The 15,226-nt window shown below is 55.3% G+C and carries 11 protein-coding genes and 1 pseudogene; 8 read left to right on the top strand and 4 right to left on the bottom strand.

Going from position 1 to position 15,226, the window contains the following annotated elements; all coding sequences use genetic code 11:
* Positions 1–133 precede the first annotated feature (133 nt).
* Positions 134–1,894, top strand: coding sequence for a PTS lactose transporter subunit IIBC (locus AB5405_RS08235; RefSeq protein WP_368138150.1), 1,761 nt, complete (start codon positions 134–136; stop codon positions 1,892–1,894).
* Positions 1,895–2,147: 253 nt separating this feature from the next.
* Here the strand turns inward: AB5405_RS08235 and AB5405_RS08230 are convergent, their stop codons facing one another.
* Positions 2,148–3,149, bottom strand: a complete 1,002-nt coding sequence (locus AB5405_RS08230; RefSeq protein WP_368138152.1) for a LacI family DNA-binding transcriptional regulator — start codon at positions 3,147–3,149, stop codon at positions 2,148–2,150.
* Between the two features lie 284 nt (positions 3,150–3,433).
* Here AB5405_RS08230 and AB5405_RS08225 point away from each other — a divergent pair, with 284 nt between their 5' ends.
* The 3 genes from AB5405_RS08225 to AB5405_RS08215 all read left to right on the top strand — a co-directional run bounded on the left by AB5405_RS08225 (position 3,434) and on the right by AB5405_RS08215 (position 8,318).
* Positions 3,434–5,221, top strand: coding sequence for a PTS lactose transporter subunit IIBC (locus AB5405_RS08225; protein WP_368138149.1), 1,788 nt, complete (start codon positions 3,434–3,436; stop codon positions 5,219–5,221).
* Between the two features lie 75 nt (positions 5,222–5,296).
* Positions 5,297–6,718: a 6-phospho-beta-galactosidase gene (gene lacG / locus AB5405_RS08220; RefSeq protein ID WP_368138148.1), complete on the top strand. Its 1,422-nt coding sequence runs from the start codon at positions 5,297–5,299 to the stop codon at positions 6,716–6,718.
* Between the two features lie 367 nt (positions 6,719–7,085).
* Positions 7,086–8,318, top strand: a complete 1,233-nt coding sequence (locus AB5405_RS08215) for a Fic family protein (protein ID WP_368138147.1) — start codon at positions 7,086–7,088, stop codon at positions 8,316–8,318.
* Positions 8,319–8,366: 48 nt separating this feature from the next.
* On the opposite strand, the gene AB5405_RS08210 is transcribed toward AB5405_RS08215, so the two are convergent.
* Both AB5405_RS08210 and AB5405_RS08205 read right to left on the bottom strand, forming a co-directional pair.
* Positions 8,367–8,696, bottom strand: coding sequence for a sugar phosphate isomerase family (locus AB5405_RS08210; protein WP_368138146.1), 330 nt, complete (start codon positions 8,694–8,696; stop codon positions 8,367–8,369).
* A 162-nt stretch (positions 8,697–8,858) separates the two neighbouring features.
* Entirely contained in the window at positions 8,859–10,553 is a 1,695-nt protein-coding gene (locus AB5405_RS08205; RefSeq protein WP_195520962.1) for a PTS lactose transporter subunit IIBC, read from the bottom strand.
* A 356-nt stretch (positions 10,554–10,909) separates the two neighbouring features.
* Here AB5405_RS08205 and AB5405_RS08200 point away from each other — a divergent pair, with 356 nt between their 5' ends.
* A complete protein-coding gene (locus tag AB5405_RS08200; RefSeq protein WP_022094155.1) occupies positions 10,910–11,830 on the top strand; it encodes a DUF7916 family protein in 921 nt (306 codons plus the stop codon).
* A 72-nt stretch (positions 11,831–11,902) separates the two neighbouring features.
* Positions 11,903–12,622, top strand: coding sequence for a GntR family transcriptional regulator (locus AB5405_RS08195; protein WP_368138145.1), 720 nt, complete (start codon positions 11,903–11,905; stop codon positions 12,620–12,622).
* Positions 12,623–13,054: 432 nt separating this feature from the next.
* On the opposite strand, the gene AB5405_RS08190 is transcribed toward AB5405_RS08195, so the two are convergent.
* Entirely contained in the window at positions 13,055–13,819 is a 765-nt protein-coding gene (locus tag AB5405_RS08190) for a DeoR/GlpR family DNA-binding transcription regulator (RefSeq protein WP_368138144.1), read from the bottom strand.
* Positions 13,820–14,025: 206 nt separating this feature from the next.
* Here AB5405_RS08190 and AB5405_RS08185 point away from each other — a divergent pair, with 206 nt between their 5' ends.
* Positions 14,026–15,078 (top strand): aldose epimerase family protein, encoded by a 1,053-nt coding sequence (locus tag AB5405_RS08185; RefSeq protein ID WP_368138143.1) that lies wholly within the window; start codon positions 14,026–14,028, stop codon positions 15,076–15,078.
* A 9-nt stretch (positions 15,079–15,087) separates the two neighbouring features.
* A pseudogene (locus tag AB5405_RS09855) lies at positions 15,088–15,226 on the top strand (transposase); the annotation flags it as partial.

Below are 15,226 nucleotides of genomic sequence, written 5' to 3'. Positions count from 1 at the left end.
ATACAAACCCAGCCGCTCCCCTCTCTCCCCCTGGGACCGACCCCGCCTGCACCCGGGCTTTTAGCAAGCGGGAGACCATATAGGTTTTCAACGTCCATGCCATTAAGATTTCATGCAAAGAGGAGCGTGAACTATGGAATCGATCGTTAAGTTCTTGGAGAAAGGTCAGCCGTACTTCGACAAGGTCTCTAAGAACATCTACCTTCAGGCCATTAAAGACGGCTTTTTGGCAGCAATGCCCATCATCCTGTCTTCTTCTGTCTTCCTGCTTATTTCGACCCTGCCGGGCGTTGTCGCCACGGTCGGCGGCTTTACGCTGCCCGACTGGTGGAACGTCGACGTCGTGAACTTCTGCAACAAGGTTTACAACTTCACGATGGGCGTCGTGGGCATCATGGTCGCCGGCACCACCGCAAGCGCGCTGACCGGCTCCAAGAACCGCCGCATGCCTGCCGGCAAGGCCATCAACGCCACGAGCACCATGGTCGCCGCCATGTGCGCTATGCTCATCTTGGCCGTTACCCAGACGAGTGCCAAGATCGACGGCGCCGATGTCTCGGTGTTCTTTACCGACAACATGGGCACCAAGGGCCTGCTGAGCTCCTTTGTCGCCGCATTTGCCACGGTCAACATCTATGCCTTCTGCATTAAGCGAGACATCACCATCAAGCTGCCCAAAGAAGTCCCCGGCGCCATCGCCCAGAACTTCCGCGACATCTTCGCCTTCAGCTTCTCCATCCTGTTTGTCGCCGTCATCGACGTTATCTGCCGCACCTGCTTGGCCGTCCCGTTTGCCAACGTCATCTCCACGCTGGTGAGCCCGCTGTTCGCCGCTGCCGATTCCTACGCCGGCCTCGCCCTCATCTGGTTCATGATCCCGCTGTTCTGGTTCATGGGCATCCACGGCCCCTCGGTCGTTAAGCCTGCCCTCAACGCCGCGCTGTTTGGCAACATCACCACCAACCTCGCCACGCTGCAGGCCGGCGGTCACCCCGCCCTCGCCCTGACCGAGAACTTCGGTAACTACATCGGCGAACTCGGCGGCACCGGCGCCACGTTCATTGTCCCGATCATCTTCCTGCTCTTTATGCGCTCCAAGCAGCTCAAGGCCGTCGGCAAAGCCTCTGTCGTACCCGTGATGTTCGCCGTCAACGAGCCGCTGCTGTTCGCCGCGCCCATCATCCTCAACCCGTACTTCCTGATCCCGTTCCTGTTTGCCCCCGTGGCCAACGTCCTCATTGGTAAGTTCTTCATCGACTTTTTGGGCATGAACGGCTTTATCTATGCCATGCCGTGGGCACTCCCCGGACCGATCGGCACCTTCATCGACACCAACTTCCAGCCGATCTCTCTGGTCCTGGTTGTCGTCCTGCTGGTCGTTGACTTCTTGATCTACTACCCGTTCTGCAAGGCCTACGACAACGTCCTGTGCAAGCAGGAGGCCGAGACCCTGGCCGAAGAAGAGGCCGAGGAGACCAAGGCCGTCAAGACCGCTGCCGCCCCCGCCGTTGAGGCTCCTGTTGTCGAGACCGCTTCTGCCACCGAGGCCTCCGCAGCTCTGTCCGCCCTTAAGGGCAAGGATCTGAGGGTTCTGGTTCTGTGCGCTGGCGCCGGCACCTCTGCACTGCTCGCCAACGCGCTTAAGGAAGGCGCCGACGAGCTGGGCATCGACATTACCGCCAACGCCGGTGCCTACGGCAGCCACTACGCCATCATGGACCAGTACAACGTCATCGTCCTGGCTCCGCAGGTTCGCACCTATTACAACGAGATGAAGGCCGACACCGACCGCCTGGGCATCACGCTGCTGTCGCCCAAGGGCAAACAGTACATCGACCTCACTAAGGATCCCAAGGGTGCCGTCGCCTGGATCGAGGAAAACCTCAAGGCATAAGACGCTGACGCCACCTGCCGCTCGCAGACAAAAAATGGCCCATGCATCGATGCGTGATGCGCGGGCCATTTTGTTTAGACCGCACCCGCCCTCCTGTTCATCTCAATCTGTAACATCTAGCCGAGTTTTTGGATCCTAGCTGTTACAGATCGAGACAAACAGAACGCCCGAGCAGAAATATCTCAATCTGTAATATTTAGCTGAGTTTTTCGGTCCTAACTGTTACAGATTGAGACGAACGGGCCGAAAAACCCTACGCCCGCAGGTCCTTTACGCTGGAACGTTCGACCAACACGCCCGAGACGAGCGTACGGCTTCTGGAGCTCGGGGCTTCCAGACCTGCGACGACCTCGTTAAGCGCACGGACGCCCAGCTCGCGGTGACGGAACTTCACCGACGTCAGAATCGAGTTGGGAATCGTCTTGTAAAGCTCGTCATCAAAGCCGATCACGGACACGTCGTCGGGCACACTGAGCCCTTTGTCACGTAGAGCCATCATCACGCCGTTTGCCATGCAGTCGTTAGCAGCGAGGACCGCCGTGCAATCGGCTTTATCGGCAAGCACAAGGCCCGCGGCATAGCCACTATCCGCATTCCAATCGCCTTGCAGAGGCTCGGGCGGCTCAATGCCATGCGCCTCGAGTGCCGCTCGCCAACCTTTCATACGGCACTGGCTCGACAGCGCTTCTTTCTTACCAGAGACGAAGTACACGTTCTTGTGCCCGTGATTCAAGAAGTACTCGCACGCCATGCGCGCGCCGCCCTCTTGATCGTCACTGACGGTGGAGCAGGTAGGATGTTCCATCGGTGTGATAATCACCGTCTTGAGGTCTTTCGGTGCCTCAAAAGTATCAAAGTCATCGACCATCTGACGCAGGTTGAAGATCATGCCATCAACAGGCAGCTGCGACATCCTACGCGCCGCTTCGGCAAGGGTCATCTTCTCCCCCGCCCGCTTTTTGATCATCGTGAGCGCAAAGCCGCGTTCTTCGGCGGCATCTGCGATACCGTCAATCATGTCCACGGCACCGCCCGACAAGTGGAACAGCACCACGCCGATGCACCCGTAACGGCCCAACTTGAGCGAACGCGCGGCAAAGTTCGCCCGGAACCCGAGCGCTTCCATTGCGGAATGGACCTTATCGCGTGTCGACTCTCGCACGCTACCGGGCTCGTTAATCACACGCGAAACCGTCTTGAGAGAAACACCCGCGGCAATCGCCACATCGTTCATTGAGACATTTTTCTTGTCCATCGTTGCCACTACTTCTCCACTCGGTTCTCTATCGCTTGTTTTTTGCGTTCTAGCATACACCACCTGCCTGACTGATAAATCAACCGTTTACCGGACAATATCGACCGCTCACCCGTATATCCTTGTTGCTCTTCCAAAAATGTCTTACGTTGTCATTAACGAAATGACAACGTTGTCATTTCGCAATGCCTTCCTTGAGCAGGAAGGTTTCCGGGCAGTCCTGACCATCCATCGACGACCAGTTCCATCCACATGCATCGCGCATCAAGTAGCAAAGGAGCTCTATGGACGCCATCGTAAAGATGCTCGAAAAGCATCAGCCGTTCTTTGAGAAGATCTCGAGGAACATCTACCTCCAGGCTATTAAGGACGGATTCCTTGGGTGCATGCCCATCGTCCTCACCTCTTCGATCTTTCTGCTCATTGCCACCCTTCCCGGCGTAGTCGGTATCACGCTGCCCCAGCCGCTCATCGACTGGTGCAACAAGCTGTACAACTTCACCATGGGCGTCATGGGCATCATGGTTGCCGGCACCACTGCCAAGAACTTTACGGCTTCCATGAACCGTCGCATGCCCGCCGGCAAGGTGCTCAACGACGGCTCCACTATGGTGGCCGCCCAGTGCAGTATGCTTTTGCTCGCCGTTACGCAGTTCACCACCAAGTTCAACGGCTCCGAGCTTTCGGTCTTCGACTGCACCAGCATGGGTACGCGCGGTCTGTTCTCGGCCTATATCGCCGCGTTCATCACCGTGTGGGTCTACAAATTCTGCGTCTCGCGCGATCTGACCATTAAGCTGCCCAAGGAGGTCCCGGGCGCCATCGCTCAGAACTTCCGCGACATTATCCCCTTTGGCGGCGCTGTCATTATCTGCGGCATCATCGATGTGGTTGTGCGCAACCTCATGGGCGTTCCGTTCTCCGAGCTGCTCATCAAGCTGCTCTCCCCGCTCTTCACTGCGGCAGAAACCTATCCTGGCCTCATCCTTATCCAGGCAGCCACCGCGTTCTTCTGGTTCATCGGCGTCCACGGCCCTTCGATTGTCCAGCCGGGCATCGACCCCATCCGTCTTGCCAACCAGGCCGAGAACCTGCAGGTTCTGCTGGCCGGTGGCCACCCCGCCCACTCCCTCACCTTTAACATGTCGCTCGTGGGTGAGTTCGGCGGCACTGGCGCTACGTTCATCGTGCCGCTTCTGCTGATTCTCTTTATGAAGTCCAAGCAGCTCAAAGCCGTCGGTAAGGCCTCGATTGTTCCTGTTGCCTTTGCTGTCAACGAGCCGCTGCTCTTTGGCGCGCCGATGATCCTTAACCCCTACATGCTCATCCCCTTTGTTGCCGCCGGCTGCGTCAACGTGAGTGTTGCCAAGTTCTTTATCGACAATGTGGGCATGAACGGCTTCTCCTTCGTGGTGCCTTGGGCTACCCCTGCCCCCATCGGCATCTTCATCACCACAAACTTCCAGCTTATCGCCCTGGTGTTTGTTGCAATCATCATCTTGCTGGACGCTATCATCTACCTGCCGTTCTTGAAGGCATACGATAAGCTGCTCTGCGACCAGGAGGCCGAGCGCGCCGCCGAGCTGGGTCTCGAATCCGATGGTGCTGCCACCATCGCTGCCAACGCCCCTGCGCCCGCTGTCGAGCCGACCGCCGCTGTCACCGCTTCCGTCGAGCCGACCGCCGCTGCCGCCGACAGCAAGCCTGTCGCCGATCAGCCCGAGCCCGCCGCCGACGCATCCGCTAAGAAGGACGTCGACGGTCTGAAGGTCCTCGTCCTGTGCGCCGGCGCCGGCACCTCTGCCATGCTTGCCAATGCCATCAAGGAAGGTGCTGCGCAGACCGGAGAGAACATCGCTTCCTCCGCAGGCGCCTATGGTCAGCACACTGCCATCATGGATCAGTACGACGTCATCGTGCTCGCCCCGCAGGTTCGTAGCTACTACAACGACATGAAGGCCGACACCGATCGTCTGGGCATTAAGCTGCTCGCCCCGCGCGGCAAGGAATATATCGACCTTACCCGCGACCCCACTGGCGCCATCAAGTGGCTCCGCGAGAACCTCGACTAGTTCCTCCCTCTGTTGGTGCCCGGATCCCCAGCTCGGGCACCTCTCCCTATTCGTATCCCACAGAAAGGATGACTCATGACCAACCCCATGCAGTTCCCCGACGGCTTTTTGTTTGGCGGCGCCACCGCTGCTTACCAGGTTGAGGGCGAGACCCGTACACACGGCAAGGGCAAAGTGCCCTGGGACGATTTCCTGGCTGCTCAGGGCCGTTTCTCCCCCGACCCCGCAAGCGATTTCTACAACAAGTACCCGGTCGATATCGACCTGTGCCAGCGCTTCGGCATCAACGGCATTCGTGTCTCCATCGCTTGGAGCCGTATCTTCCCCAGCGGCACTGGTGAGATTAACCCCGAGGGTGTTGCCTTCTATCACGAGCTCTTTGCCACCTGCAATAAAGCCGGCGTTATCCCCTATGTCACGCTCGATCACTTTGATACGCCCGAGGCCTTTTACCAGAACGGCGGCGAGGGCTTCCTGACGCGCACGACGATCGACGCCTTTGTCGAGTACGCCAAGTTCTGCTTTGCCGAGTTCACCGAGGTCAAGCACTGGTTTACCTTTAACGAGATCCCCGCGACCGCCGAGGGCAGCTTTATCGTCGGCAACTGGCCGCACGGCGAGAAGTATCGCCTGGATAAGGCCTTCCAGCTCATGCACAACATGATGGTGGCCCATGCCAAGGCCGTCGTCGCCTTCCACGAGGGCGGCTTTGAGGGCGAGATCGGCATTGTCCAGAACCTGGAGCCCAAGTATCCCCTCGACCCCAACAACGCCGCCGACTGCGAGGCAGCTCGCATGGCCGACGTCATCAACAACCGCTGGGTACTCGACGCCACCTTCCGCGGCCACTATGCAGCCGACACCATGGAGGCTGCGACCAAGCTGGCCCATATCGCCGGCGGCGAACTCGACGTCCGCGACGAGGACATCGCCGCGCTGACCGCCGCGCTCCCCTACAACGATTGCCTGGGCGTCAACACCTACAAGTGCCAGTTCCTGCGTGCCGCCGAGGGCGAAAACGACATCAACCACAATGGCACCGGCGACAAGGGCTCCTCGCGCTGGTTCCTCAAGGGCGTGGGCGAGTCATGCGTGCGCGAAGGCGTACCCACCACCGATTGGGACTGGATTATCTATCCCGAGGGCCTCTACGACCTGCTGCTCCGCATTAAGAACGATTACCCCAACTACAAGAAGATCTACATCACCGAGAACGGCATGGGCTATAAGGACGACTTCGAGGATGGCTTTATCGATGACGCCCCTCGTATCGACTACATGCGTCAGCATCTCGCGTGGATCCTCAAGGCAATCGACGGCGGCGTAAACGTCGACGGTTACTTTGTGTGGTCGCTGCAGGACCAGTTCTCCTGGACCAACGGCTATAACAAGCGCTATGGCCTGTTCTACGTCGACTTTGAGACCCAGAAGCGCTATCCCAAGGCGAGCGCGTACTGGTACAAGAACGTCGCGGAGACCGGCCTGCTCATGGCCTAACTTCAGCCGCGTATCCCCTGTCGGCCGCATGCGAATCCCCCACGGGTTCGCATGCGGCCTTTTTTGTTTTTGGTGAGCCCGAGCAGGCCGTTTATCTCGATCTGTAACATCTAGCAGGGATTTTCAATCCTAACTGTTATAGATTTAGACGAACGGGCGACCAGGGCTGAAAGATCTCAATCTGTAACACGTAGCCCACTTTTAACCGTCTAACTGTTACAGATCGAGACAATAAGATAGTCAAATCCGAACTTTCCAAGCAGTTATAAAGCATGGTTTCTAGTTTTCGGTATCACGAACATACTTTCGGTATCATTTAATGATATTATGATATCGAAAGTATGTTCGTGATACTGAAAGGAGCCGCATGCGCCAGTTCGATTACACCACAGTCCCAGCGGAACTCGAAGCAACTCCAATCACCAACCTCCTCCTCTCGATACGCGAGCATAAAGGCCGTCAGCTTGCTCTGAGTCAAGTCAAACCCGAGCTTCTATCGTCCCTAATGGAGGAGGCTAAGATCCAAAGCACCCGGTCCTCCAACGGACTTGAAGGAATTGTTACCACCCAAAAAAGACTCAAAGCGATCATGGCGTATTCCGCCAAGCCAAGCTCCCGCGCAGAGGAAGAAATTGCTGGATACCGAGATGTGCTGTCGCTTATTCACGAGCAACACGATTCCATTCCCGTAACGCCATCGGTCATTCTGCAGTTGCATCGTGACCTCATGGCGCACACGGCAATCTCGTATGGAGGCCATTGGAAAGATAGCGATAACGAAATCGTCTCCATTGACGATCAAGGAAATCGATTTGTGCGCTTTAGGCCGCCTTCGGCCCTAGCAACCCCCGGACTTATCGAAGAAGCCTGTCGGTCCCTCAACGACGCCTTATCTCGTCAAGTTTGCGACCCCCTCCTTATATCATTCCGCTTCATCTTCGATTTTGCCAGCATTCATCCCTTCAACGATGGCAATGGCAGGATGAGCCGGCTCCTTACAACGCTGCTGCTCGAAAAGACTGGATACGACGTTGCGCGTTACATCAGCATCGAACGACTTATTGAAGACAACAAAGCGCTTTACTACAACGCTCTCGCTGCAAGCTCCACTGGATGGAATGAAAATCAAAACACCGAAGTACCCTTTATCCGTTTCATGCTCGGAACAACCCTGGCCGCCTACCGACAGCTCGAGCAGCGTACCTTAATTGAATCAAGCACTCGTCCCATGTCGAAGCAAGCGCGCATCGCCGTTCTATTTCAACAGAGACCCGGCGTCATTAAGAAATCCGACATCCGATCCAACTGCCCCGATATCAGCGAGGTCACCGTTAAACGAACCCTCGGTCAGCTTGTTAGTTGCAGCGCAATCGAAAAAACAGGAGCGGGTCGTTCGACAGGCTACATACTCAAAGACGTCCATGCTCTAGAACTATTCTTGCAATCCACAATACCCGATAGCGAGGCCGCAATAACAATAGAGGCTCCAAAGGATAAGCTCCTTGAACGTATAAACCACGCCGAGGATGAAAGCAAAGAGGGGCTCTATGAAGACTATGATTCATTCTCAAGGGACATAAAGACGAAATACGGAGTCTAGTCATATCTCAGAATAGCCTCATCCTTGTTGCTCAAAGTTATTTGCGCGTCATTGTAAAGCGGTACCCCCGCGCCGGCAGGGGGGGCAGATGTATCGCCTGCCGATCCTGCTGGAGTCGGCAATCAGATAGCGCGTATCGACCTTGCTAAAGGCGAGCTGCTGGATGCGGCCCTCGTCCATGTTGGACGTGGACACGTCGCCGTCCAGAATACCGTTGGCGCCGATAAACGCCGCATCGATGCCCAGCGCGCGCAGGGTATCCTCGGCCGTGGGCCCCACAAAGGCGGCGGTGCGGCGGCGGTACATGCCGCCTACCAGGCACAGGTCGCAGTCTTCGCGCGTCTCGAGCAGGTTAAACACCGAGAGCGACTTGGTCACATAGATGGAAGTCAGCTTGTCGGTGACTCGGAGAGCGCCAATGCGATCTCACGTCGGTTGCGCTCATTGTCTCAACTTGATACTCAACGAAATACGGCCCCGCAGCTCAATAAGCTGCGGGGCCGTACTATACACCGACGAATCAACGACGGAGTGCATCCACTATTTGGCCAGCTCCTGAACGATCCAGTCAATTGCGCCTTCGGGATCGTTGGTAAGGTCGATATACTCCTTGCCCCTTGTGGTGAGCAGTTTAATTCCAAGGCGATCGGTATCGGCCTTCATAGCGTCATAGTACATGCGTGCCTGGGGTGCCAGAACAATCACGTTGTACTGATCCATCGTCTCATAGTGGCTTCCGTACGCACCGGACTGAGAAACCAGATCGATACCCTTAGCAGCGGCACCTTCGCGAAGAGCATTTGCCAAGAGAGTCGAAGTGCCGGCACCCTGGCAAAGCACAAGCACGCGGATCTGCTCCGCCTTGTCCTTTACCGCCTCGAGAGCTTTTGCGACATTTTCCTGTGCGGCAATAGCATCTGCATCCGAGGTTCCTGCAGTCTCCTTTGCAGACTCTTCCAAACAAAGCTGATGGTCATACGCCTTGCAGAACGGATAGTAAATCACAAAGTCAACGACCAACAGCACTGCCATCAATACGAGAGAACGCAGATCGAGACCCGTGGTGAGGAATGCACCGATTGGGCCGGGAAGCGCCCACGGCATGGTATACATGGGGGCGTTCATTCCAATGACGTCAATGAAAAATTTACCGATAATGGCGTTGACCATAGGAGCCACTAGGAAGGGCACGAACATATAGGGATTGAGAACAATCGGCATACCGAAGATAACGGGCTCGTTAACTCCAAAAATCACCGGGATAATCGATGCCTTGCCCATGGCTTTAAGCTGCTTGGAGCGCATAAACATGATCAGGATAATAGGAACGATGAACGTGCAGCCAGAACCGCCCAGACCGCCGATGAAGCTTGTAAAGTCCTGCGTGAGAGCAATTGACGGGTGTCCACCTGCTTGGAAAACCTCAAGATTGGTAACGGTATTGCCGTAGAGCGCAGCATTGATCGGACTCATGACAACCGAAGCACCGTGGATACCCATAAATTGGAAAAGTGCGACCGCGCCTTCGATAAGCGCCATGCCAGGATAGGTGTCAACCGCGGAGAACAGCGGCGAGATAAGAGCGGATACCAAATTGGCGAACGGCACAGCAAGCAGCTTGCGGCTCGCAAGATCGATAAAAGCGCACGCAAGGATCGAAAACCCAAATGCAAAGATATCGCGAAAACTCTGCGCAATAGAGCCAGGGACCTCTTTGGGGAGCTTGATCGTCACATTATGGCTAATGCACACCTTATAGATATTAACGGTCAAGAATGCGGCTACGAACGCAGCGAGAAAACCCTTGGTTCCCATATAGCCGGTTTCAAAAACAGATGTATCTGCTCCGCCAATCGAGACAACATCGTTCGTCACCGATAGCAAGAGCATGCCGCACATGGCACAAACCATGCACGAGGTGGGGTTGAGAGATTTACCCGAAGGCATGCGACGGTTCATCGACATGGCAAGTGAGCTCGCCGTGGTGCCGGCCACCATAATGCCAAGAAGTCCCATGGTATATGCATAGATTTTATTGAAGAAATCCAGCACCTCAGACGGAAGCGTGATGCCTACATAGGCAGGGAGCGTCGAAAGAAGAAGGAACAGGCTCGAGAACAGCACAATTGGCATATTCGAGAGAAAGCCATCCTTAATCGCCACCAGATAAATGTTCCTCGAGATTTTGTCGAAGAGGGGCTGGTGTTTTTCAAGGAATTTGACGATAGCGTCCATAACACATCCTTTCATGATTCCCGGGCACACAACGATTTATCCGGACTCAACCGTCGTCGTCCCCGTTTGTATCCACTTATGTAAGTGAATACGTTCTTGTGCAAAATGTAATATCATTTGCGCGATTTATCATAACCAATTCTTTTTCCGCTTTGTCGATATGTCAAGAATTCAAATACTTATTCGGTGATCGGTAGTTGATTAATATAATGTTTTCCCAGCTAAAGGCTATTTTTTCCGAGCAGTACAATAAGTTTGCAACCGTTCACCGATTGGATATAACATATTGAATATATTGTTGTAACAATATTAGAGACAATGTCACAAGCCTGTCGTTCTAGTCAAAGGAAGTAACAATGCCCAAACGATTACTGAACATGTCCGCATCCGATTTTGCCGCCACGTCACCCATGGATCTAAAACAGGCAATTCTGGCTTCCGAGGGACGTACCATCATGGCGGAAAACGTACCCTCTTCCCAATTTCTCGGCGGCGTTACTAATGCAGAAATCGAACGTGCCGCAGGTGCCGACCTGCTTCTGTTTAACGCGCTCGATGTGTTCGATCCAGTTATTGCCGGTATTCCAGATGATCTCAATGAAAACCCGGTCACTTGGGTGAAGCGAGCATGCGGAAGGCCCATTGGCGTCAATCTGGAGCCAGTTGATAACGAGGCAGAGATGTCTGAATCCCGAACGGAAATCCCCATGGGTCGTCGCGTCTCTCCCAAGACCTTAGAAAAGGCTAACGAACTCGGATTTGATTTTATCTGCCTGACGGGCAACCCTGGAACCGGCGTCTCCAACGATGCAATCGCCCATTCGATTAAACTCTCCAAAGAGCATTTCAATGGCCTGGTCATAGCCGGAAAAATGCATGGAGCGGGCGTTGCAGAACCTGTCATGACGCTCGAAATTGCGCGCAAGTTTGTTGACCTCGGCGTCGATATCCTTCTCGTGCCAGCCCCCTACACCGTCCCTTGCTTCCAAGAAGCAGACCTGCGCGCCATCGTAGACTTTGTACGATCCCACAACGTAGGCAAGTCAATTGAAGAGAAGGTTCTCGTCATGGCGGCGAACGGGACGAGTCAAGACTCCTGCGACAGCGAGACCATTAAGAAAATAGGCCTTGCAGCAAAAGCAGCCGGCGCTGACCTCCAACATATCGGGGACTCCATGAACGGTATTTGCCTGCCCCAGAATATCTTCACGCTCGGACAAGCCCTTCGTGGATACAGGCATCAGATCGTCATGCTGAGCCGCTCTGTGATACGTTAAGGTTACCTTGCCCACGTTACATCCCGACTGAGGCAACCATCAGGTATAACCAACATGCAAACTGAGGCTCTAATGCTCGATACACACGAAAAACGGCCACTCTATTTACAGCTCACCGACGCGCTGCTCAAGCAGATCGTCGATGAATATCAAGCAGACGATAAACTTCCAACAGAAATGGAACTCTGCGACGAATACGCCGTAAGCAGAACAACCGTCCGACTTGCCATGAGTGAGCTGGAGCGTCGTGGAAGTATCTATCGAATCCAAGGTAAGGGATCGTTTGTTGCACCGAAACGCGTTAGCGAGCTCAATTCACTTTTAGACTTTGACTTTGCAAGCCATTGCGATGGCGTTGATCCGGATGCCATCACCAAACATTTCGGCGGCCTCACATCAGGTCGTCCAATTTCCGTAATGATGCTCCAACAATTTGGATGTCAAAGTCGCGATGAAATTCAGCGTCTTGAATTGACCTACGAACTTGAAGGCAGCTTCATAGGCGCTGATACGTTCTTCATTTCAAAGTCGCGCGTTCCGAATAACCAGTTAGATTTTCAGGCATTTAGCAGAATCATGGACGACTTGTCCAAGTCTATCCAATCTGTTAGGGAAAGCTATAGAGCACGTCTGCTTAGCGATTCCGAAGCCAGTAATTATGGTGTTGCAAAACTTCCGGTCATCGAACTGACTCATTATGCTTACGACTCCGGAGGCAAACTAATCTCAATTGTCTGCCGCACCGTCTTAACTGGGCGAATCCCTTATCAAAACTTTATTTTCAAGTCCTAATGTTCTTTTTCTTTTGTCTCGATCTGTAACACGTAGCCGAGTTTTTAAGTCCTAACCGTTACAGATCGAGACAAACAAGGTAGGCCCCGCCGAATTGTCTCAATCGGTAACACTAGGACCGGTTTTGGACGTCTATATGTTACAGATTGAGATGAATGCGCAGGCCAATGCCCCCAATCTAAATCTGTAACATCTAGCTGAATTTAACGGTCCTAGCTGTTACAGATCGAGACAAACGGAATAGGTCGAGTCAAAAATCTCAATCTGTAACATCTGGTTGGTAATTTCACCCCTACCTGTTACAGGTTGAGACGATTTGATAGTGGAGTCCTCATTTGCGCGTCATATCGCGTAGCGCTGACGCGCTGGTTCCCACAATGACAGGAGGTAAAAGTCCTCCCGCATCGCCTGTTGGCAATCCCGTAGCGATAGCTAGCAAATGACCTGCGTGTGCTCCTCGATGGCGGCGCGGTCCTCAGCGGCGATACCCGGCTCGCACACCACGGCGTCCAAGCTGTCCAGGCGGCAGAAGGTGTAGAAGTCGCGCTTGCCGATCTTGCTGGAGTCGGCGATCAGATAGCGCGAGTCGGCCTTGCTAAAGGCGAGCTGCTGGATACGGCCCTCGTCCATGTTGGACGTAGATACGTCACCGTCCAAGATGCCGTTGGCACCGATAAACGCCGCGTCGATGCCCAGCGCACGCAGGGTATCCTCGGCCGTTGGCCCCACAAAAGCGGCAGTGCGGCGACGGTACATACCGCCCACGAGGCACAGGTCACAGTCCTCGCGCGCCTCGAGCAGGTTAAACACCGAAAGCGAATTGGTCACGATGCGCAGGCGAAACGCCGGCAGCATCGAGGCCATCTGCTCAACCGTGGTGCCTGTACCCAAAAAGATGGTCGAGCCCTCCTCGATAAGCTCCACGGCGCGGCGCGCAATCTGCAGCTTTTCTTCGGCATGCTTGGTACGCTTTTCGCTGTGCGAGTACTCGTGGCGCAACATAGCGTGGGGACGGCCCTGTGCACTGCGGGCGCCGCCGTGCACGCGCTCGATCTCGCCCAGGCTCGCAAGCTCCTCAAGGTCACGACGAATCGTCATATCCGAGACGCCCAGTGCATCCGAAATCTCCTTGACCGAGACCGTGCCCTGCTCTTCGAGCAGCTGACGAACCCTATCCTGTCGCTCTGCCTTAATCACGATGAATCCTCGCCGTTCTTTGCGCGCATATCATTCAAACAGTAACGAACAAATTGTATCAGACTCGTGCGCGTCAAAAATGAATGCCCGCACAGCTCCAATCATCACTTTTTTGAGAAAAATACCCCATGCTTTAGTGGGGTGTAGTGATAATCTCGCCTGTTCGCGCTACAGTTTGTCGGAAATACCTCGATGTTAGGAACCAAATGATCACTTCCGAGCTTTTCGGCACCGCGCCGTGCGGTACCCCCGTTCATCGTTACACCCTCAACGGGCCCGAGATCTGCGTTCGCATTATGGACTATGGCGCCACCGTGCTGGGTATCGATGTGCCCGACATCCCCGGCAACGTGCGTGATGTGGTGCTGGGCTTCGATAAGCTCGAGGATTACTTTGACAGCCCCGCCTGCTTTGGCGCGACCATCGGCCCCGTGGCAAACCGCACCGCGGGCGCCACGATCACCATCGACGGCACGGACTGGCATATGCCCGCCAACGAGGGCGCCAACAACCTGCACAGCGATCTTGAGCACGGTCTGCATAAACGCATGTGGGACGTTGAGCTCGACGAGGCCCATAACGCCGTGCGCATGACCACCTCGCTTGAGGATGGCGAACTGGGCCTTCCCGGCAACCGAACCTTTACGGCCGTGTTTACCGTTACACGCACCGGCGTCTTTCGCATCGAGTATGGCTGCGAGAGCGACCGCGCCACCTACGTGTCCATGACCAACCACACGTACTTTAACCTTGCCGGTCATAACGCCGGCATGGACTGTGAGCACTTCTTTGTTGCTAACGCTGCTCACTACCTGCCCATTAACGAGCAGAACATCCCCACCGGCGAGATTGCTCCGGTCGAGGGCACGCCGTTTGACTTCCGTGAGCTGCGCCCCGTCGCGCCTGGCATGGAGGCCGACGATCCGCAGATCAAGCAGGCGCGCGGCTACGATCACTGCCTGTGCATCGATGGATATCAGTACGGCCGCAACCTGCGCCGCGCCCTGCACGTCGAGGAGATGTGGACCGGCCGTGAGCTGGACTATTACACCACTGCCCCGGGCGTTCAGCTCTACACCGGCAACTGGCTGGGCGACGAACACGCCAAGGACGATGCTAACTATGGCTGGGGCGCCGGCTTTGCCCTCGAGGCCGAGATGTACCCCGACACGCCGCACCAGCCGCTGTTCCCGCAGGGCATTGTGGGCCCGGGTCACCCCTACAGCAATGTGATCGAGTACCACTTTATGAGGCACTAAGCCCACAATGCAACATATTGCACAGCAACGCCCGCCGGCACCACCGCCGACGGGCGTTTTTCTATCCAGTCGAACGCCCGCTCGTTCGCGGCGTGGGTCGGCCTGACGCCCTCCGAGCACTCCAGCGGGGAGAGCGACCGCAGGGGCG

The organism is Collinsella aerofaciens (assembly GCF_040920445.1).
Lineage (GTDB): Bacteria > Actinomycetota > Coriobacteriia > Coriobacteriales > Coriobacteriaceae > Collinsella > Collinsella aerofaciens_BH.
This window is presented reverse-complemented; position numbering and strand designations above follow the sequence as displayed.

Bases quoted from the DNA above. Each gene is read 5' to 3' on its own strand.
- AB5405_RS08185 (WP_368138143.1), top strand. From the start codon at position 14,026: ATGATCACTTCCGAGCTTTTCGGCACCGCGCCGTGCGGTACCCCCGTT.
- AB5405_RS08215 (WP_368138147.1), top strand. From the start codon at position 7,086: ATGCGCCAGTTCGATTACACCACAGTCCCAGCGGAACTCGAAGCAACT.
- AB5405_RS08205 (WP_195520962.1), bottom strand. From the start codon at position 10,553: ATGGACGCTATCGTCAAATTCCTTGAAAAACACCAGCCCCTCTTCGAC.
- AB5405_RS08225 (WP_368138149.1), top strand. From the start codon at position 3,434: ATGGACGCCATCGTAAAGATGCTCGAAAAGCATCAGCCGTTCTTTGAG.
- AB5405_RS08195 (WP_368138145.1), top strand. From the start codon at position 11,903: ATGCTCGATACACACGAAAAACGGCCACTCTATTTACAGCTCACCGAC.
- lacG (WP_368138148.1), top strand. From the start codon at position 5,297: ATGACCAACCCCATGCAGTTCCCCGACGGCTTTTTGTTTGGCGGCGCC.
- AB5405_RS08230 (WP_368138152.1), bottom strand. From the start codon at position 3,149: ATGGACAAGAAAAATGTCTCAATGAACGATGTGGCGATTGCCGCGGGT.
- AB5405_RS08235 (WP_368138150.1), top strand. From the start codon at position 134: ATGGAATCGATCGTTAAGTTCTTGGAGAAAGGTCAGCCGTACTTCGAC.
- AB5405_RS08200 (WP_022094155.1), top strand. From the start codon at position 10,910: ATGCCCAAACGATTACTGAACATGTCCGCATCCGATTTTGCCGCCACG.